Annotated in this window: 14 protein-coding genes and 1 tRNA gene; 11 read left to right on the top strand and 4 right to left on the bottom strand. The window is 60.8% G+C overall.

Translation table 11 applies throughout. From position 1 onward, the window contains the following. The first annotated feature begins 91 nt into the window (after positions 1-91). Positions 92-1,264, top strand: coding sequence for a globin domain-containing protein (locus RY113_RS07420; RefSeq protein ID WP_110105021.1), 1,173 nt, complete (start codon positions 92-94; stop codon positions 1,262-1,264). Between the two features lie 125 nt (positions 1,265-1,389). Here RY113_RS07420 and RY113_RS07415 read toward each other — a convergent pair whose 3' ends face one another. Next, a complete protein-coding gene (locus tag RY113_RS07415) occupies positions 1,390-3,219 on the bottom strand; it encodes a phosphoenolpyruvate carboxykinase (GTP) (RefSeq protein WP_315914064.1) in 1,830 nt (609 codons plus the stop codon). 290 nt (positions 3,220-3,509) lie between these two features. Between RY113_RS07415 and RY113_RS07410 the strand changes: the two genes are divergently transcribed. Continuing rightward, positions 3,510-3,582, top strand: a tRNA-Arg gene (locus tag RY113_RS07410). 227 nt (positions 3,583-3,809) lie between these two features. On the opposite strand, the gene RY113_RS07405 is transcribed toward RY113_RS07410, so the two are convergent. Beyond that, positions 3,810-4,529: a FadR/GntR family transcriptional regulator gene (locus tag RY113_RS07405; protein WP_396334223.1), complete on the bottom strand. Its 720-nt coding sequence runs from the start codon at positions 4,527-4,529 to the stop codon at positions 3,810-3,812. A 398-nt stretch (positions 4,530-4,927) separates the two neighbouring features. Here RY113_RS07405 and RY113_RS07400 point away from each other — a divergent pair, with 398 nt between their 5' ends. From RY113_RS07400 to RY113_RS07360, 9 genes are all read left to right on the top strand, one after another. After that, positions 4,928-6,550, top strand: coding sequence for an ABC transporter substrate-binding protein (locus tag RY113_RS07400; RefSeq protein ID WP_110105024.1), 1,623 nt, complete (start codon positions 4,928-4,930; stop codon positions 6,548-6,550). A gap of 137 nt (positions 6,551-6,687) precedes the next feature. After that, entirely contained in the window at positions 6,688-7,644 is a 957-nt protein-coding gene (locus tag RY113_RS07395) for an ABC transporter permease (RefSeq protein ID WP_315914062.1), read from the top strand. A 3-nt stretch (positions 7,645-7,647) separates the two neighbouring features. After that, positions 7,648-9,687: a dipeptide/oligopeptide/nickel ABC transporter permease/ATP-binding protein gene (locus RY113_RS07390; RefSeq protein WP_315914061.1), complete on the top strand. Its 2,040-nt coding sequence runs from the start codon at positions 7,648-7,650 to the stop codon at positions 9,685-9,687. Continuing rightward, on the top strand, positions 9,684-10,511 hold the full coding sequence (locus RY113_RS07385; RefSeq protein ID WP_315914060.1) for an ATP-binding cassette domain-containing protein: 828 nt from the start codon (positions 9,684-9,686) through the stop codon (positions 10,509-10,511). Before RY113_RS07390 ends, RY113_RS07385 begins: the two co-directional genes overlap by 4 nt. A 74-nt stretch (positions 10,512-10,585) precedes the next feature. Then, complete coding sequence (locus RY113_RS07380) at positions 10,586-11,515, top strand: dihydrodipicolinate synthase family protein (RefSeq protein ID WP_110105027.1); 930 nt, start codon at positions 10,586-10,588, stop codon at positions 11,513-11,515. 177 nt (positions 11,516-11,692) lie between these two features. Beyond that, positions 11,693-12,625, top strand: coding sequence for an ROK family protein (locus RY113_RS07375; protein ID WP_110105028.1), 933 nt, complete (start codon positions 11,693-11,695; stop codon positions 12,623-12,625). Between the two features lie 31 nt (positions 12,626-12,656). Continuing rightward, positions 12,657-13,343, top strand: coding sequence for an N-acetylmannosamine-6-phosphate 2-epimerase (locus RY113_RS07370; protein ID WP_110105029.1), 687 nt, complete (start codon positions 12,657-12,659; stop codon positions 13,341-13,343). 226 nt (positions 13,344-13,569) lie between these two features. Continuing rightward, on the top strand, positions 13,570-14,505 hold the full coding sequence (locus RY113_RS07365) for an ABC transporter ATP-binding protein (protein WP_315914059.1): 936 nt from the start codon (positions 13,570-13,572) through the stop codon (positions 14,503-14,505). Next, positions 14,502-16,538, top strand: a complete 2,037-nt coding sequence (locus RY113_RS07360; RefSeq protein ID WP_315914058.1) for a YhgE/Pip domain-containing protein — start codon at positions 14,502-14,504, stop codon at positions 16,536-16,538. Before RY113_RS07365 ends, RY113_RS07360 begins: the two co-directional genes overlap by 4 nt. A gap of 17 nt (positions 16,539-16,555) precedes the next feature. On the opposite strand, the gene RY113_RS07355 is transcribed toward RY113_RS07360, so the two are convergent. Together RY113_RS07355 and RY113_RS07350 are read right to left on the bottom strand one after the other, a co-directional pair. Next, positions 16,556-17,077, bottom strand: coding sequence for a histidine phosphatase family protein (locus RY113_RS07355; protein ID WP_315914057.1), 522 nt, complete (start codon positions 17,075-17,077; stop codon positions 16,556-16,558). Between the two features lie 111 nt (positions 17,078-17,188). After that, entirely contained in the window at positions 17,189-18,025 is an 837-nt protein-coding gene (locus tag RY113_RS07350) for a winged helix-turn-helix domain-containing protein (protein ID WP_110105033.1), read from the bottom strand. Positions 18,026-18,077: the final 52 nt, after the last annotated feature.

Raw genomic sequence — 18,077 nt, 5'->3', positions numbered from 1 at the left:
TTTTTCTACAGCGCGTAGAAAAGTGGAATTTAAACTCGCATTTAAAATGCTACTTTGGATTTGTCACAAAGACACAACCCAAGGAGTAAAGATGCTTTCGGAAAAATCGCGCCCCCTCATCGAAGCCACGCTGCCGCTTGTTGGCTCGCGTCTGGGCGCCATCACCCCGAACTTTTACAGCCGCATGTTCGCTGCCCGACCCGAACTCCTTGACGGACTTTTCAGCCGCGCCAACCAGAACAATGGTGAGCAGCAAAAGGCCCTGGCCGGTTCCATCGCAGGCTTCGCCTCAGCACTCGTGGCTAACCCTGACATAATTCCCGAGACCATGCTGAGCCGCATTGCCCACAAGCACACCACGCTTGGCATCACCGAGGACCAGTACGAAATTGTGTACAAGTACCTATTCGAAGCCATCGCCGAAGAGCTCTCCGATGTCATCACCGCCGAGATCGCCGAAGCCTGGACCGAGGTCTACTGGCTCATGGCCAACGCCCTCATCAAGATCGAGAAGGGCCTCTACTCCCAGCAGGCCAATGACAAGATGTGGATGCCTTGGCGCGTCATCGAGAAGAACGCCGCCGGCACCGATTCCATGACTTTCGTCCTTGAGCCAGCTGATGACACCCCCGTCACGGTGGCCCGCCCCGGACAGTTCGTTTCCGTGAAACTGGCCCTCCCGGATGGCCTGCTCCAGTGCCGCCAGTACTCGCTCTCCGCCGATGTGGATTCCACCAGCCGCCGCGTGTTCACCACCAAGCGCGACGACGGCGGCGAGGTCTCCCCCGTACTGCACAACAACGTCCAGGTCGGTGACATCGTGGAACTGTCCAACCCCGCCGGTGACCTGACCCTGGACGGCGAAGGTCCCATCATCATGGCCACGGCCGGAATCGGTTGCACCCCCTCCGCCTCGGCACTGCGCGCCCTTGCCGCGAACGGCGCAGACCGCGAAATCATGGTGCTCCATGCAGAGAAGAACCTGGCAGCCTGGGCCCTGCGTGATCAGATGACCAACGATGTTGACGCCATTGACAGCGCCAACCTGCAGTTGTGGCTTGAAGAACCCACGGAGGGCTTCAACAAGGGTTTCATGTCCCTGGAGGGCCTGGACATTCCGGAGAACGCCTCCATGTATGTGTGCGGTCCACTGCCATTCATGAAGGCCATCCGCAACCAGGCAATTGACGCTGGCATCCCGTCCACAAAGATTCACTACGAAGTGTTCGGCCCGGACTTGTGGCTAGCCGGGACCGCCGCATAACCGCAAAAATCAAAGCAGGAGCCGAGGTTCCCGGAGCGGGGATGGATTTTCAAGGTCGCCCAGCGACCGAAAAAAATCTTACTGCCCGCGAGGGAGCCTCGGCTCCTGCGTTTAATGCTGGGGCGTCAGGCGGCGAAGCGCTGCTTGAGGCCTTCGAGTTCGGCAGCCATTTCCGCCGGGAGGGAATCGCCGAAGCGGGCGTACCATTCATCGATGCCGGCAAGCTCCTCTTTCCATTCAGCCGCAACCACCTTGAGCGCATCTGCTATGTCCGCATCCGAGACCTCCAAACCTGCCAGGTCCAGTGCCCCTTCGGCCGGGACAAAGCCGATAGGGGTCTCCACGGCTGCAGCCTTGCCTTCGATCCGTTCGATGATCCACTTGAGCACGCGGCTGTTTTCACTGAAGCCGGGCCAAGCGAAGCCACCCTCTGCGTTGCGGCGGAACCAGTTCACCAAGAAGATCTTGGGTAGGCGCTCTTGGTTACCACCGGCGGAGAGATCGATCCAGTGCTTGAGGTAGTCACCGGCGTCGTATCCGATGAAGGGGAGCATGGCCATGGGGTCGCGGCGCACCACACCTACGGCTCCGGTGGCAGCAGCCGTTGTCTCGGATGAGAGGGTGGAGCCCATGAAGATCCCGTGGGTCCAATCGCGGGCCTGGGTCACCAAAGGAATGGTGGTTTTGCGCCTGCCACCGAACAGAATCGCGTCAATTTCAACGCCTTCCGGGCTGTAGTAGTCCGGCGAGAGCATGTCCACCTGATCGATGGGTGTGCAGAAACGGGAGTTCGGGTGAGCTGCGGGCCGCCCAGTCTCGGGGGTCCAGTCCTGGCCGCGCCAATCCGTGAGGTGAGCGGGCACCTCGTTGGTCATACCCTCCCACCAGACACCGCCATCGTCCGTCAAAGCAACATTGGTGAAGATGGAATTTCCCTTGACAATGGCGGCCATGGCATTCGGGTTGGTGGACCAGCCAGTGCCGGGGGCCACTCCGAATAAGCCGGCTTCCGGGTTAACAGCACGCAGCTCACCTTCCTTACCGAAGCGCATCCAGTTGATGTCATCGCCTAGCGTCTCGGCCTTCCAGCCGGGGATGGTGGGTTGGAGCAGCGCCAGGTTGGTTTTCCCGCAGGCAGACGGGAACGCTGCAGCAACGTGGTACGCCTTGTTTTCGGGGCTAATGAGTTTCAGGATCAGCATGTGTTCGGCCAGCCAGCCCTCATCACGGGCCATGACGGAGGCTATCCGCAGGGCAAAGCACTTCTTGCCGAGCAGCGCATTTCCGCCGTAGCCGGAACCGTAGGAGAAGATGGCTCGTTCTTCGGGGAAGTGCACAATCCACTTCTCCTCGTTGCACGGCCAGGGAACATCTTTTTCACCTGGGGCAAGCGGGGCACCCACCGAGTGCAGTGCTGGGACGAAGAAGGCGTTGGTTTCCTCGATCTTGCGCAGGACCTCGGAACCGATCTGGGCCATGATGCGCATGGAGGCAACTACGTAGGCGGAATCGGTGATCTCCACGCCGAACTTGGGATCCTGCGCGTCAAGGGGGCCCATGACGAACGGGATGACGAACATGGTGCGCCCGCGCATACTGCCGGCAAACTTCTCGTCCAGGATTTCCTTCATGGCCGCCGGGTCCATCCAGTTGTTGGTGAATCCGGCGTCGCGCTCCTTTTCGGAGCAAATGAAGGTGCGTCCTTCTACTCGGGCCACGTCCTTGGGGTCCGAGAAGGCAGCGAAGGAATTCGGGAACAGTTCCGGGTTCAGACGGGTCAGTGTGCCTTCATTCACCAGGTGATCCGTCAACAGGGCATATTCCTGCACAGACCCGTCTACCCAGCGGATACTCTCCGGCAAGGTTAGCGCAGCAACTTCAGCCACCCAGGCGGCGAGGCCCTCATGGGTAGTGGTAGCCTGCTCAACGGATTCCTGCACTGGCGCGTTGCCCATTGTGTGTCCCTTCATTGGGTCGGTAGGTGGTGTCTAAATGCTATGGCGCGTTTTTTGGAGCCTCTGGGGGTTGGATATGGGATGAGTAGCTGGATACCGTAGCAACTTCCGCGTCTTTCCGGGGTTCACAATTTTTGTTATCCGTATCATTTGTGACTCACGTCACCTAGACCGGTCTAGTGTTGGGGAACACCGCGATTTTGCGACTATCCGATTTGTACTCTCCGCCCAAGGTGGGTTAGAGTTATTCACGGCCCGAGGGTCAACAAAGAAACAAAGAAACAAAATATGCGTGCGTAGCTCAACGGATAGAGCATCTGACTACGGATCAGAAGGTTGGGGGTTCGAATCCCTTCGCGCGCACTTTCAAGAAAGAGTCCCAAGCTTGTGCTTGGGACTCTTTCGTTTAACCAATGCGCCGGCCCGTTCAACCAGTGCTTCGCGGCGTAGTGATTCTTCGCGGCTTGCGGTTTAGCCGGATCCAAATAATGCCGCCGCCACCGCACTGCGGTGGCGGCGGCAAAAGTCACCCGCCTCCCCGGCCAGCGTCCGGACTCGGGGAGATGCGGCAGAGCACTTTCCGTTACGAATTAATCAGCTTCTACAAACTTGCGGATTTTGGCCCGGATTCCATTGAAGTGGCAGCTGAGCAGCTGAGCAGCACCAGGCCCATCCTTGGCAGCCACGGCACGGTAAATGGCCCGGTGCTCTGCGGCTGTGCTGAGAAGATCCTGCCCGCCAGTACCAATTTCCACGTGGATCTTGTGGTAGACCTTCCAGAAGACACTCATCAGGTTCATCAGCAGCTCGTTGCCGAGGGGCTCGAACAGCAGCCGGTGAAACTCAGCGTCAGTTTCGGTGAAAGGTTCCTTGCGTTCTGCAAGCTCTTCCATCTTCACCACTGTGGCTTCAATGCGCAGCAAGTGCTCCGGGCTGACCAAGGAGATTGATTCGCTAATTAGCCCCGCCTCCAACGCTTGGCGAATATCCACCAGCTGCAAGGCCTCCAAACCTTCGTGGCGCAGTGACAAGCGGCCACGGAAGGTCATCCCGTCAGCCAAGGCATCAAAATTGCTGGGAGCCACAAACATGCCAAATCCGTGCCTAATCTCGATGACACCCAACGCCTGGAGCACCTTCAGGGATTCCCGCAAGGTATTGCGCCCCACGCCGAGGACTTCACACAGCTCATTCTCCGTGGGCATGGGATCACCGGAATCTAGGTCCCGGTCCAGGATAAGTTCCATGATGTCCGCCTGTAAGGCACGCAGACGCGCCTGTGCACTGAACCTGGCCTTGGGCACAATCATCGAAATGGACAACAAAAACTCCTCAGAAACTAACGCTGCACTAACTGCAATTATCACTTCGCTGGCGAAACTTACGGGAAAAAGACTTTCCCCTGCCTCCTGCCCCCTGCCACGAGCCTTGCAATCCTGCCGCTTGGGGGCCAACACGCCTGCTGCATGACCACGTGATCCAGACCATAGAATATCGGATGTCCGACCATGCTCCTATAAATCCCACCCGCACAGCCGTGCAAGTGGATTTTTGGGCCGAAACGAGCTCAACGCCGTGGCGGATAAATCTGAGGCCAAAATGAAACCTCAAAGCATTTGACCAACCGTGTGATGGCTATTACAGTTTCATTATAAGCATCGGACGTCCTACATCCGATAACTCTTACATGAAATGGTGAGTCAACAGTATGAGCAATACTCTTCAGAACCTGCCTGCGACCCCGGCGTCGCGGCGCACGTTCCTCAAGGCCGCTGGCGTCCTTGGTGCAGCTACCGCCTTCACAGCAACACTGGCAGCTTGCGGCTCCTCCACTGACACCAGCAAAGACAATGCCAACACCGGAACGGTTAACAAGGACCTCAGCATTGAAGCTGGCATCTCCTACTCGTTGTCCACCGGCTTTGACCCCATGAGTTCCTCGGGCGCAACCCCGCTGGCCGCCAACCTGCACATCTTTGAAGGCCTTGTAGAGCTCCACCCGGCCACCCGCGAGCCCTACAACGCTCTCGCCAAGGAAGATCCCAAGAAGGTGGATGAGACCACCTACCAGGTCACCATTCGCGACGGTGCCATGTTCCATGACGGCACCCCGGTCACCACCGAAGATGTTGCCTACTCCTTCGAGCGCGTACTGGACCCGGCCAACAAGGCCCTGTTCGCGCAGTTCATCTTCTTCATTGACTCCGTCAAGGCCATTGATGAGAAGACCGTTGAGTTCAAGCTGAACACCGCATTCGCCGGCTTCGGCCCGCGAATTTCCGTGGTCAAGGTTGTTCCCAAGGCCCTCGCCTCCGCCGATCAGGTGGCTTTCGACGCCAAGCCCGTCGGCACCGGCCCGTACAAGTTCGTTTCCGCAGCCAAGGATGACAAGATCGTCTTCGCTCGCAACGATGCCTACAACGGCCCGAAGCCGGCACTGGCCAAGGACATGACCTGGTTCCTGCTCTCGGATGCCTCGGCTCGCGTCACCGCCATGCAGTCCGGCCGCGTCCAGGCCATCGAGGACGTCCCCTACCTGGACGTTGATGCGCTCAAGAACAAGGTTGACGTAGAGTCCGTACAGTCCTTCGGCCTGATGTTCTTGATGTTCAACCTCTCCCGCGCACCCTTTGATAAGAAGGAAGTACGCCAGGCACTGCACTACGCCTTGGACAAGGAAGCAATCATCAAGACCGCCCTCCTGGGCAACGGAACCGCTGCCACCTCCTTCTTCCAGGAAGGCAGCCCCAACTACCAGTTGGCTTCCACCGTTTACGGTTACGACGCCGAGAAGGCCAAGTCACTGCTGGCTGGTGCAGGCGTCAAGGACTTGAAGCTGACCCTGACCAGCACCGACACCGCCTGGGTCAAGGACGTTATCCCGCTCATCAAGAAAAACTGGGATGCCATTGGCGTTGCAACCACACTTGAGCCCCTGGCTTCCGCCGCCGTCTACGCACCGGAGAAGGTGGGCGGCTTGAAGTACGACGTTGTCGCAGCCCCCGGCGATCCGTCCGTGTTCGGCAACGACGCAGACATCCTGCTGAGCTGGTGGTTCCGTGGCGATACCTGGGCCAAGAACCGCTTCGCCTGGAACGAATCCGCAGAGTACAAGGAAGTCCAGACCAAGCTCGATGCAGCGTTGGCCGCTCCCGAAGCCGATGCCAAGGCTCTCTACAAGGAAATTGTAGACATCATCGCTGAAGAAGTTCCTCTGTACCCGATCTTCCACCGCAAGCTGCCCACAGCGTGGGACGCTAAGAAGCTCGACGGCTTCGCACCGCTGCCCACCACGGGCATCTCCTTCATTGGAGTTGGCCGCACGGCATAGCATTAGCGTTTCACCCAGACCGGAGGGGCTGTGGCCTACCACAGGCCACGGCCCCTCCGGCCTGAAATAATCTTTCCTATGATGCAGCACACAGTCCTCCCTTCTGCGCTGTTGCAAATAGAACCGGAGTAAGTACATTGGCAAACTTTTTGCGCCTGCTGGGACGCCGGCTCGCAGCCCTACCGTTGATGATCCTGGGCGTAACCCTGCTCGTCTTCGTAGTACTGCAGTTCACTCCCGGTGACCGCGCCGTTGCCGCGCTGGGTGAAGGAGCCTCTCTTGAGGCCCTGGAGCAATACCGCGAAGTCAACGGATTCAACGATCCCCTTTTCATCCAATACTTTAATTACCTAGGCAAGCTCCTTACGGGCAACTTCGGTGACACCCTGCCGCCGGCAAAGCCGATCACTGAGGTCATTGCCAGCGCCTTCCCCGTGACCTTGCAGCTGACGTTCCTTGGCGTCCTGATCGCCATCGTCATCTCCCTTGTCTTCGGTGTTCTCGCGGCCCTGTACCGCGACAAGTGGGTGGACCAAGTTATCCGCGTCTTCTCCGTGGCAGCCATCGCCACCCCGTCTTTCTGGTTGGGCATCTTGCTCATCCAGTGGTTTGCCCTTGGCGATAACTCCTGGTTCCCCTCCGGCGGGCTCGCAGATCCGAGCGAAGGCTTCATGGGCTGGCTCAGCTCCATGACCCTTCCTGCACTTGCCCTGGCAATCCCCGTTTCGGCATCGTTGATCCGTGTTGTCCGCACCTCCATGGTTGAGGAGCTGGACCGTGACTACGTCCGGACGGCTATTGGCAACGGCGTCCCGTACACCACGGTCGTTTCCAAGAACGTCCTGCGCAACGCCCTTGTCACCCCGGTGACCGTGTTGGGCCTGCGCATTGGCTACCTTCTCGGCGGCGCCGTCGTGATTGAAATGATCTTCTCCCTGCCGGGTATGGGTCAGCAGATCCTCAACGGCATCACCAACTCCGACACGAACCTGGTCCAGGGCGTGGTCCTGGTCATTGCGGTGACCTTCGTGATTGTGAACATCCTGGTGGATCTCCTTTACCTGCTCATCAACCCCCGAATCAGGACGGTCTAAGCCATGCGTAGCAAACTTGCCGAACGGTTAAGCGCGCCAGGTCTGCGCTTCAAGGCCCTGACACTGGGCTCCAAATTGGCCTTGCTGTTCCTGATTTTTATTGCCCTTGTGGCCATCTTCGCGCCGTGGATCGCCCCGCATGATCCGCTCGAGACCGGTGATCCGGCCCAGGCACCCAACGCCATCCACTGGTTTGGTACCGACCGTATTGGCCGCGACGTCCTGTCCCGCCTGATGTACGGCGCCCAGGCATCCTTGATGATTGGCCTTGGCTCTGTGGCGTTGGCTGTCATTGTTGGCGCAACGCTTGGTTCCTTGGCAGCAACGTCCTCCAAGGCTGTCAATGAGGTCATCATGCGCGTCATGGACATCCTCATGGCATTCCCCGGCATTGCCCTGGCCGCCGTTTTGCTGACCGCGTTCGGTAACTCCGTGCCCACCATCATCATTGCCATCGCCATCATCTACACACCGCAGATTGCCCGTGTGGTGCGTGCCAACGTCTTGTCCCAATACGGTGAGGACTACGTCCGTGCCGAGCGCGTCATTGGCGCAGGCCGTGCATATATTCTGCTCAAGCACATTGTGCGTAACACTGCCGCCCCGGTGCTGGTGTTCGCAACAATCATGGTTGCCGACGCCATCATCTTGGAAGCCTCCTTGTCCTTCCTGGGTGCTGGTATCCAAGATCCCGATCCCAGCTGGGGCAACGTGATCTCCTACGGCCGCAACTTGGTGCTCTCGGGTGGCTGGTGGGCAACCACCTTCGCCGGTCTTGTCATCTTGTTGACTGTGCTTTCCTTGAACATCTTGGCCGAAGGCCTCACCGACGCCATGGTCAACCCGCGCTTCAAGAAGGCCGCCCCGGTCAAGGACGACGACGGTTCCGGTGCTGCCGCTCTTGAGCTAGCCAAGGCTGATGCTGCTGCACGCGCCGCCATCGAGGACCCCTTCGCCGCCCTGGATGTAGAGCTCCTGCGGCTCCAAGCCGTGGAATTGACCCGTGGGGATCGCCTTCCCCAGGTTGCCCCGGACGCCCGGGTGATCCTTGAAGTCACCAACCTTTCCATCCGCTTCCCCGGCCGCTTCGATAGAACAGCCATTGTGGATAATGTTTCCTTCACTGTCCGTGAAGGCGAAACCATGGGCCTGGTGGGCGAATCAGGTTGTGGCAAGTCCATCACCTCACTGGCCATCATGGGATTGCTTCCCAAGACTGCCGAAGTCACCGGCTCCATCAAATTTGATGGGAAGGAACTGCTGGATCCCGTCACCAAGCACAGCTCAGCCAAGGCCTATGACGGCCTGCGCGGCGAGCAGATCGCCATGGTCTACCAGGACGCGTTGAGCTCCTTGAACCCGTCCATGCTGATCAAGGACCAGATGCTGCAGCTGACCCGCCGCAACGGTCGCAAAACCCCGGCGGAACTGCTGGAACTGGTCAAGCTGGATCCCGTACGTACTCTCAAGAGCTACCCGCACGAGCTTTCCGGCGGCCAGCGCCAGCGCGTACTGATCGCCATGGCGTTGTCCCGCTCGCCCAAGATTGTGGTGGCAGATGAGCCCACCACCGCCTTGGACGTCACGGTTCAGAAGCAGGTTGTTGACCTGTTGAACGAACTGCGTGAGCAGCTTGGTTTCGCCATGGTGTTCGTCAGCCATGACCTTGCCCTGGTGGCCTCACTGGCTCACAAGATCACCGTCATGTACGCCGGCCAGGTAGTGGAATCCGCGCAGGCTTCCGAGCTGCTGGCACATCCCACCCACGAATACACCCGTGGCCTGCTGGGTGCAGTTCTCTCCATTGAGTCCGACGCCGTCCGGCTGCACCAGATCCCCGGTACGGTTCCCTCGCCCCGCGAGTTTGCCAACGGTGACCGGTTTGCCAGCCGTTCCCAGCGTCCCGACGCTGATCCGGCACAGAAGCTCTCCTTTGTCTCCCTCACCCGTGCCGGTGAGAGAAGCGATCACTTCTGGGCCAGCCACAAGCTCGAAGATGCCCAGAGCGTTTCCGCTGGGGCAGATACGGAAGGTGCCTCATGAGCAAGCAAGCAGCATCGAATACCGTCAGCGGCGCTACCCCTGTCATTGAACTGAAGGACTTGCACGTCCACCACCGGACGCGTTCCGGTGGCCTGTTCAAGCCGAGCTACGTCAAGGCTGTCAATGGTGTGAACTTCTCCATCAGCCGTGGTGAAACCGTGGGCATTGTGGGTGAGTCCGGTTGTGGCAAGTCCACTCTGGCCTCGGTTCTTGTTGGGCTACAGACCCCCACCTCCGGTGAGGTGCTGTTCCACGGAAAGCCCGCCATCAAGCGCAACGCCGCCATGCGCAAGGAGTTTGGCCGTTCTGTTTCCGTGGTCTTCCAGGACCCGTCAACAGCGTTGAACCCCCGTATGACCATCCAGGACATCCTGCTCGATCCCTTGGTGATTCACGGGATCGGTAATGGCGCTTCCCGTTTGGCCAAGGTCCACGAGCTGCTGGCCCTGGTTGGCTTGCCGCAATCGGCAGCCGAGGTCACGCCGTCGCAGGTTTCCGGTGGACAACGCCAGCGTGTGGCCATTGCCCGCGCACTGGCGCTTGGCCCGGACATCATGGTGGCGGACGAGCCCACCTCCGCACTGGATGTTTCCGTCCGTGCACAGGTACTGAACTTGCTCTCTGACCTGAAGAAGGAACTGAACCTGGGCATGGTTTTTATCAGCCATGACATCCAGACAGTGCGCTACGTTTCAGACCGCATTGCCGTCATGTACTACGGCCAGATTGTTGAAGAGGGCTCCGCGGAGCAAATCTTTGACAACCCGAGCAACGACTACACGAAGAAGCTCCTCGGCGCCGCGCCGTCGCTGCTGCACCTCTAACCCCACCCACGCCCGATTGGGCGCGGTCCCCCCCAAATTTTCCACTCAATCAATACAATTTTGGAGCAATTCACGTGACTACCGTCGCATCCCGTTTCCAGGGCGTCATCCCGCCCGTCTGCACCCCCCGCACAGCTGAAGGCGCCATTGACGTCCCCTCGCTGGAAAACCTGACCCGCCACCTGCTGGACGGCGGCGTGAGCGGCCTATTTGTCAACGGCTCCTCAGGCGAGGTCACCCACCTGACCAACGCTGAGCGCGATACCGTGCTGACCACCATTGCCGGCGTCAACGCCGGACAGGTCCCGCTGCTGGTGGGCGCCGTTGAGCAGACCACCAACCGCGTGATCGAAGAAGCCGCTCGCATGGTGTCCCTCGGCGCCAACGCAATCGTCGCCACCAGCCAGTACTACGCCATCAGCAACGCCGAGGAAAACGGCCGCCACTTCCGTGCCATCGCCGCGTCCGTGGACGTCCCCGTCTTCGCCTATGACGTTCCCGTGCGCACCCACTTCAAGATGCCCACAGACCTGCTCGTGGAGCTGGGTCGCGAAGGCATCATTGCCGGCGTCAAGGACTCCTCAGGCGATGACGTCTCCTTCCGCCAGCTGCTGATCGCCGCACGCGACATCCCCAACTTTGACATCTTCACCGGCCACGAAGTAGTTGTTGACGGCGCTATGCTGGGCGGTGCCCAGGGCATAGTTCCCGGCCTGGGTAACGTTGACCCGGCCGCCTACCGCCGCCTGTACGACCTCACTGTCGCAGGCGACTGGGCCGGTGCTGCTGCAGAGCAGGACCGCATTGCCGACGTCTTCAACATCGTCTACACCCCGAAGGCTGGCCGCGTATCCGGCAACGCCGCCGGCTTGGGCGCGTTCAAGACCGCACTGATGCTCATGGGCGTCATCAAGACCAACGTCATGTCCGCTCCCATGCTGCCCCTGGATGCGGATGAAACCGCAGCGATCAAGGTCATCCTGGAGCGCACGGGCCTGATCTAGTCCCCACCCGCTCCCCAACCTCGTTCCTCGGCCGGGGCCCCTCGCGGGCGTGGGCCCAGGAACGAGGTACTTTATTTGCAATTGACCCGCAGTAGTGGTTGAAAAAGCGCCGATTTCGTCGCTTTTCAACCACTACTGCGGGTTAGTTGCTAGGTTTTTTACTTTGAAGGAATTTACATGCGGTACGTAGTTGGCGTTGACCTAGGCGGAACCAAAACAGCTGCCGGCGTTGTGGCAAGTGACGGCTCGGTCCTGCTCACGGAGCAAATTCCCACCCTGAACCGCGATGGTGGCGAGGCCATCTTGGATGCCACCGCCGCGCTGGTCCGTTCCCTCGTGACCAGCGCAGCCGCCAAAGGCGCTGTTGTCGAGGCCGTGGGTGTGGGTTCTGCCGGTGTCATCAACGCCGCCGAAGGCACCGTCATCTCGGCCACCGACGCCATTCTGGGGTGGAGTGGAACCGCTATCGCGGCGGGGCTGACGCAGCGGCTGGGACTGCCCTGCGCCGTGGTCAATGATGTGCATGCCCACGCACTGGGCGAGGCCGGCCACGGGGCCGGCGCAGGCGCGGCCACCGCACTCATGGTCGCTTTTGGAACGGGCGTAGGCGGCAGCTTTGTCATTAACGGCCAGCCCGTTCTTGGCGAACACTTTGTGGGTGGCCACATGGGGCACTTCGCCTCACCATTGGCGGTCCACCGCGGCACCCCGTTACCGTGTTCCTGCGGCCACGTGGGCCACGTGGAAGCCATTGCTTCAGGCCCGGCCATCCACGCCGCCTACCGCCGCGATGGCGGAAGTGCCACACTGGCGGACACCCGGGCCGTATTTGAGTCAGCCCGAGCAGGGGACCATCTGGCATTGAGTGTCATCGCCAAAGCTGCCACGGCAGCAGGGCAAGCAGTGGGTGGATTGATCAACATTTTGGATCCAGCAGTGGTTGTTGTCTCCGGAGGACTGGCGGACGCCGGCGAGCTGTGGTGGGCTGGTATGGAAACGGCTTTGCGTGCTGAACTTCTGGCGCCGCTGTCCCAGGTGCCCGTGGTGCGTGCGAGCCTTGGAAACACGGCCGCCATTGTGGGCGCAGCATCCTTGGTCCTTGACCACTAAATTATTTTTTTCAGCTTTTCTAGGAGTCACGATGACACTGAAATTGACCAACTTTGATGCCCTTGCCGGGCAGCTTGTAGTGTCCGCCCAGGCGTACCCGGGCGAACCCATGCGCGATCCTCGCACCATGGCCCAGGTGGCGGCGTCAGCCGTGACCGGAGGCGCTGCGGCCATCCGGGTCCAGGGCATTGCGGACATCCAGTTCACCCGGGCCGCCGTGGAAGTTCCCGTGATTGGGCTCTGGAAAGACGGGCACGACGGCGTCTTCATCACCCCCACGCTGCGCCATGCTCTCGCCTGTGCCAGCGCCGGTGCGCACATTGTGGCCATTGACGGAACCCGCCGGCCCCGTCCTGACGGCCTGAGCCTTGAAGAGACAATTGCGGGCGTGCACTCGAACTCGAACTCCCTGGTCATGGCAGATTGTGGTTCCTTCGAAGATGCCGTTGCCGCGGCCGAGGCTGGGGCGGATTTGATCGGCACCACTTTGGCCGGATACACCGATGATCGGCCCAAAACTGACGGCCCGGACCTGGAGCTGATCGCCCAGATTGCCGCCGCCAACTTGGGGGCCCCGCTCATCGCTGAAGGCCGCATCCACTCCCCCGCCCAGGCCCGCGCAGCCATGGATGCCGGCGCCTTTGCCGTAGTGGTGGGCACGGCCATTACGCACCCATCCTCCATCACCGGATGGTTCAAGGCAGCACTGGACGCCTAGGGTTTCCCGCCGCAGGCCCCTTCTGCCCGTCATTTACGACGGCGGAGGGGGCCTTCTGCGTGGCGTGCCGGAGCGCATCGGCGCCTGCCATCTTGACCCGTCAGAGGGAACCTGAGAAGCGCTTCATATGGAACAGTGACATGTGAGCATCCCACAAAATTTTGCACTGACTAGTCGGTTCTGATATTTTTATCCAGCTCACCCCCCTGTCAAAGGAGCGCCCCACATGCTCACCACCCACCAGCTGCATATTGACGGCCGGCATCACACTCTGCTGCCAGCCACCACCTTGGAAGCACTTCGGGGCGATTTGCTCCTGGTTCAGGCAGACGGCCAATCACGCCGCACAGCCCTTGCCCTGGCTCTGACAGGGCGGATAAAACCCTCCACCGGCACCGTCGCCATGGGACATGAGGGCTCCATGGCCACGCTGCGGCGCCGCAGCGCCATCATCGATGCCCCCGAGGTCAACGCGCCAGAACACCACCTCACGGTCCGCTCCCTCGCCTCGGAAGATCTGGCCCTAGTCCCGCTGAAATTCCGTGACCGAACCCGCCCCACCGAGTGGCTGGTTAGACACGGTTTCCGGGACATCCTGGATAAATGGGTGGAAGAAGTTGACTCCGGACGGCTCCTGCACCTCCAACTCGAGCTCGCCCTTGCGGACAGCTGCGTGGATCTGGTGGTCATCGACTCCCCCGACCGCCACACAGCCAACACCGACGCCTGGCTCCCCCTCCTCACCCGGCTCGCCACCGGCGAACTGGGACGCGGCGCTGACGCCAGCTCCGAGACCCCGCTGCGGCCACTCATCGTGGTAGCCGTGGTGGGCAGCATCCCCTCGGACTGGAACGGCCCCACGGCTGTTGCCGGTGAGGATATTGCCGGCGGTGTCGCTGACGGGGAAGCCGATGGGGATGGTAGCGAGGACGCCGACGATCAGGCCGGGCAGGATACAGGCGGGGTTGGGCTGGAATCGTCTTCGCGGCCTTCCGATCCTGGCCCGCAAGCGGCCTCCGGCCTCCCTGACACCGTTTCGGAAGACACCGTTTCGGAAGAGACCGTTTCACTCCCCACCACCGGCATGGGTGACGATGTTGAGCCCACGGCAGGGTCCGGCGTCGTGCTTGAGCGCACTAGCGATCCAGAGGAAAGCAAATGACCATCCTGCGATTGGCCTTATCCGAACTCAAGCGCATGACGGGCGGGATCCTGCCCAAGCTGACAATTGTGGCCATGGTGATGGTCCCGCTGCTCTATGGGGCCGTGTATTTGTACGCCAATTGGGATCCGTACGGCAACCTTGACCAGCTCCAGGCCGCGGTAGTGGTCCAAGACGAAGGCGCCGTGACTAAGGACGGCAAGGAACTGCGGGTAGGCGAAGAAGTTGCCCAAACCCTCATCAAAGACCACAAGTTCGATTGGCAACTCGTGGCCACCCCCGAGGAGGCAAACAATGGGGTCAAAGACGGTGAATTCGCTTTTGCCCTGATCATCCCCAAGGACTTCTCAACGAATCTGGCGTCTCCAGAAAACTTCGATTCCGCCACGCAGGCCATGATGAGCGTGACCACTAATGACGCCAACAACTATTTGCTGACCTCCATTGTGGATAAAGTAGCCACCCAGGTTCATGCCTCCGTTGCCCAGCAGGTAGGCGAACAGACCGCCAACTCCCTTCTCACCGGCTATGGCACCATCCATGCGCAGCTTGTGAAGGCTGCTGACGGGGCGCAACAATTGGCGGACGGAGCCGCCACATTGGACACCGGGGTGGGCACGCTCAAGGGAGGTACCTCGGATCTCCTCACGGGAGCCGAGCAGCTGGCAGCTGGACAAAAGGACCTGGTGGCCGGGACCAAGCAGCTGCAGGCCGGGGCCTCTGCACTGAACACCGGGCTGGGCCAGTTGGAGACGAAAACGGCCACCCTACCCGATGATACGCAGCAACTCTCTGATGGTGCGGCAGCAGTTTCAGGAGGCAACGCCGCCTTGAACTCTAAGGTTCAGGGCGCCATTGGATCGGCCGAGAAGCTTGACGACGCCGTCAACACCGCCATCAACAACAAGCTCGATTCGCTGGTCACGGACGGCACTCTGACTCAGGAACAAGCAAGCACGATCCGTACCCGGCTGGAGACAGCCGCCACAAGCCCCGCCATCTCTGACTTGAAAAACCAGCTCTCCGCCAGCGCTGAAGATGTGCAAAAGCTCGCTACCGGGGCCGCTGCGGTTGCCGACGGGGCCAAAAAATTGGCAGGCGCTACGCCGGCGCTCACCACGGCTATTGAGCAAGCCCACGCAGGGGCCGGGGAACTCTCAACAGGCGCCGGCACTCTTGCTGATGGTCAGCTCACGGCCCTAGATGGCGCAGAAGCGCTGGCAGCGGGCGCCAAGAAGCTGGATACCGGCGCGGGTGATCTGAAGTCAGGATCCAGCAAACTCTCCTCAGGGGCCAACGAACTGGCCAAGCAATTGCGCAGTGGCTCAGGCTCGGTTCCTAACCCCAATGACAAGGACAAGGAGAACGCGGCGGGTGTCATTGCCGATCCCATCCGCATTGACTCCGTATCCCAGGCCCAGGCGGCCAACTACGGCTCAGGTCTGGCACCGTTCTTCCTGGTGCTTGCCTTGTGGATTGGCGCCTTCATGCTGGTGCAGGTGATGCGTCCGCTGACGGTGCGGGCCTTGGCCTCCAACGCCCCGTCCTGGAAGATTGCCATTGGCGGCTGGCTGCCCTTTGCCGCGGTGGCCACCGCACAGGCGCTGCTGCTCTACGCCGTGGTGCACTTTGGGCTGGGGCTGGAACCAAGCCACCCGTGGCTCACCCTGGGCCTGCTCATGCTGGCCTCGCTGGCCTTCACGGCGCTGATCCAGGGGATCGTGGCCCTGTTGGGGACACCTGGGAAGTTCGTGGTGCTGATCCTGCTGGTGCTCCAGCTGGTCTCCTCCGGCGGCACCTTCCCCTGGCAGACAACCCCAGAACCCCTGCACATCATGCACCAAGTACTGCCCATGGGCCATGTTGTGGAGGGCATGCGCCACTTGATTTACGGCTCTGAGATTGCAGCGCTGGTGCCAATAGTCCTGGGCCTACTGGGCTACATGGTCCTCGGTTTCGTGATGGCCTGGGCAGCCGTCCACCAGAAGAAGACCTGGACACTGAAAACCCTCATGCCCGAGATGGAGGCCTGAGCCACCCGGCAGAGTGGCTAACGCGGCACCACAAAGTTCACCAGCGTGGCGTCCTGACCGTCAAGGGTGGCCCAGTCGCCACTGTGCTCAAACACGGCAAACGCACTCGTGGGAAACCCTGAGGCCAGATCCATGTAGGCGTCCTGGTCTGATTCCCGCGACGCCAACCGCAGCGCCAGCGACTGGATACCTGGCATGTGGCTGATCACCATCAGGGTACCCACGGTTTCTGGCACGTGATTGATGACCGAAAGCATCGAGGTGGCTCCGGCCGCATAGAGGCCCGATTCCAGCTTGGGGGTGGGTGCCTTCTCGCCGAGCTGCTGGCACACCCAGGTACACGTCTGACGGGTGCGCAGCGCTGATGAGCACAGGATAAAGTCCGGGACCACCGAGTTTTCCATCAGCCATCTGCCAGCCAGGGGCGCCTCGGTATGGCCACGTTGGGCCAGTGGCCTGTCATGGTCTTCTACGCCCAGCGGAAATGCCGCCTTGGCGTGGCGCATTAGGATCAGCCGCTTAATGTGGTGTTCGCTCATTCTTCTAGTTTAGTGAGTGTTAGAAGTGCACAACGGCGGATTCCCCGCCCAGGTGGGGAATCCGCCGTCGTGCATGTTCAGGAGCGCTACTAGAGCCTTCAGTTATGGGCGTTAGATGGAGTATTCCGGCGCAGCCCAAACAACCACTTCGGGGTGCTCGTAGAAGCGGTAGCCTTCGCCGCGGACGGTGCGCACGGTGTTGGCCAGGCGGCCCAGTTTGGAGCGCAGGCGGCGGATGTGCACGTCGATGGTGCGCTCGTTGGGGACCTCATCGGCGTTGGACCAGAGCCCGCTCAAGAGTTCGTCGCGGCCTACGGTACGCGTGCCGTTTTCCACAAGGTAGTTCAGCAGCTCGAACTCCTTGAAGGTGAGGTTCAGGGTATCGCCGTCCAGGTGTACTTCCCGGCGGGCCAGGTCAATCAACACGCCAGTGGGGCGCTGTTCCGCGGCGGGGGTGCGCACGGGTTCCTGACGCTGGCGGCTGGCCACTGTGGGATCGCCGAAGGTGGAACGGACCACGTCCAGCGGGGTTCCCACCGCGTCCGACGGCGCAATCGCCACCGCTGCATAGCTTTGGGCCTGCGGGACAAGGGTTTGTGCGTAAGCACGAATGTCCTGTGCAAGCTTGGCCAAGGACGTTCCCGCAGCGGCGGCCGTGTCCTCGTCCACGCCCACGTACAGCACAAAGCCGCGGGCAACGTTATCGGGGCTGACGCCGCGGAGCACATCTGCCTCGCCGCCGGCAATAACGGGCGTGGGCGCCGTCATGGGGTTGCTGTCAGCGGCCGGGACGGCGCGCAAGCGGGCAGCGGCGCTGGGAGTATCGGCGCGGTAGCCGGCGTGCTCTTGGTGTGAGCTGCGGTATCCAGCACCTTGGCTGGTGTTGCGGGCAACGGCCTTGGCGGCGTTGCGGACAGAGATGTGGACGTATCCGGATGCTACTGACATTGAACTACCTAGGTGTATGGCCGTGTGAGGACGGCGCGAATGCTTCCTGTGG

Origin of the sequence: Arthrobacter sp. lap29 (genome assembly GCF_032458965.1) — a bacterium.
In the GTDB taxonomy this organism is placed as follows: Bacteria; Actinomycetota; Actinomycetes; order Actinomycetales; family Micrococcaceae; genus Specibacter; species Specibacter psychrochitiniphilus.
Note: the sequence above shows the minus strand (reverse complement) of the source record. Positions and strands in the feature narration are given on the sequence as shown.

What these genes read in the sequence shown, in the direction of transcription:
- RY113_RS07370 (WP_110105029.1), top strand. Translation starts at nt 12,657, where the DNA reads ATGACACTGAAATTGACCAACTTTGATGCCCTTGCCGGGCAGCTTGTA.
- RY113_RS07385 (WP_315914060.1), top strand. Translation starts at nt 9,684, where the DNA reads ATGAGCAAGCAAGCAGCATCGAATACCGTCAGCGGCGCTACCCCTGTC.
- RY113_RS07390 (WP_315914061.1), top strand. Translation starts at nt 7,648, where the DNA reads ATGCGTAGCAAACTTGCCGAACGGTTAAGCGCGCCAGGTCTGCGCTTC.
- RY113_RS07420 (WP_110105021.1), top strand. Translation starts at nt 92, where the DNA reads ATGCTTTCGGAAAAATCGCGCCCCCTCATCGAAGCCACGCTGCCGCTT.
- RY113_RS07415 (WP_315914064.1), bottom strand. Translation starts at nt 3,219, where the DNA reads ATGGGCAACGCGCCAGTGCAGGAATCCGTTGAGCAGGCTACCACTACC.
- RY113_RS07360 (WP_315914058.1), top strand. Translation starts at nt 14,502, where the DNA reads ATGACCATCCTGCGATTGGCCTTATCCGAACTCAAGCGCATGACGGGC.
- RY113_RS07365 (WP_315914059.1), top strand. Translation starts at nt 13,570, where the DNA reads ATGCTCACCACCCACCAGCTGCATATTGACGGCCGGCATCACACTCTG.
- RY113_RS07355 (WP_315914057.1), bottom strand. Translation starts at nt 17,077, where the DNA reads ATGAGCGAACACCACATTAAGCGGCTGATCCTAATGCGCCACGCCAAG.
- RY113_RS07350 (WP_110105033.1), bottom strand. Translation starts at nt 18,025, where the DNA reads ATGTCAGTAGCATCCGGATACGTCCACATCTCTGTCCGCAACGCCGCC.
- RY113_RS07375 (WP_110105028.1), top strand. Translation starts at nt 11,693, where the DNA reads ATGCGGTACGTAGTTGGCGTTGACCTAGGCGGAACCAAAACAGCTGCC.
- RY113_RS07405 (WP_396334223.1), bottom strand. Translation starts at nt 4,529, where the DNA reads ATGATTGTGCCCAAGGCCAGGTTCAGTGCACAGGCGCGTCTGCGTGCC.
- RY113_RS07400 (WP_110105024.1), top strand. Translation starts at nt 4,928, where the DNA reads ATGAGCAATACTCTTCAGAACCTGCCTGCGACCCCGGCGTCGCGGCGC.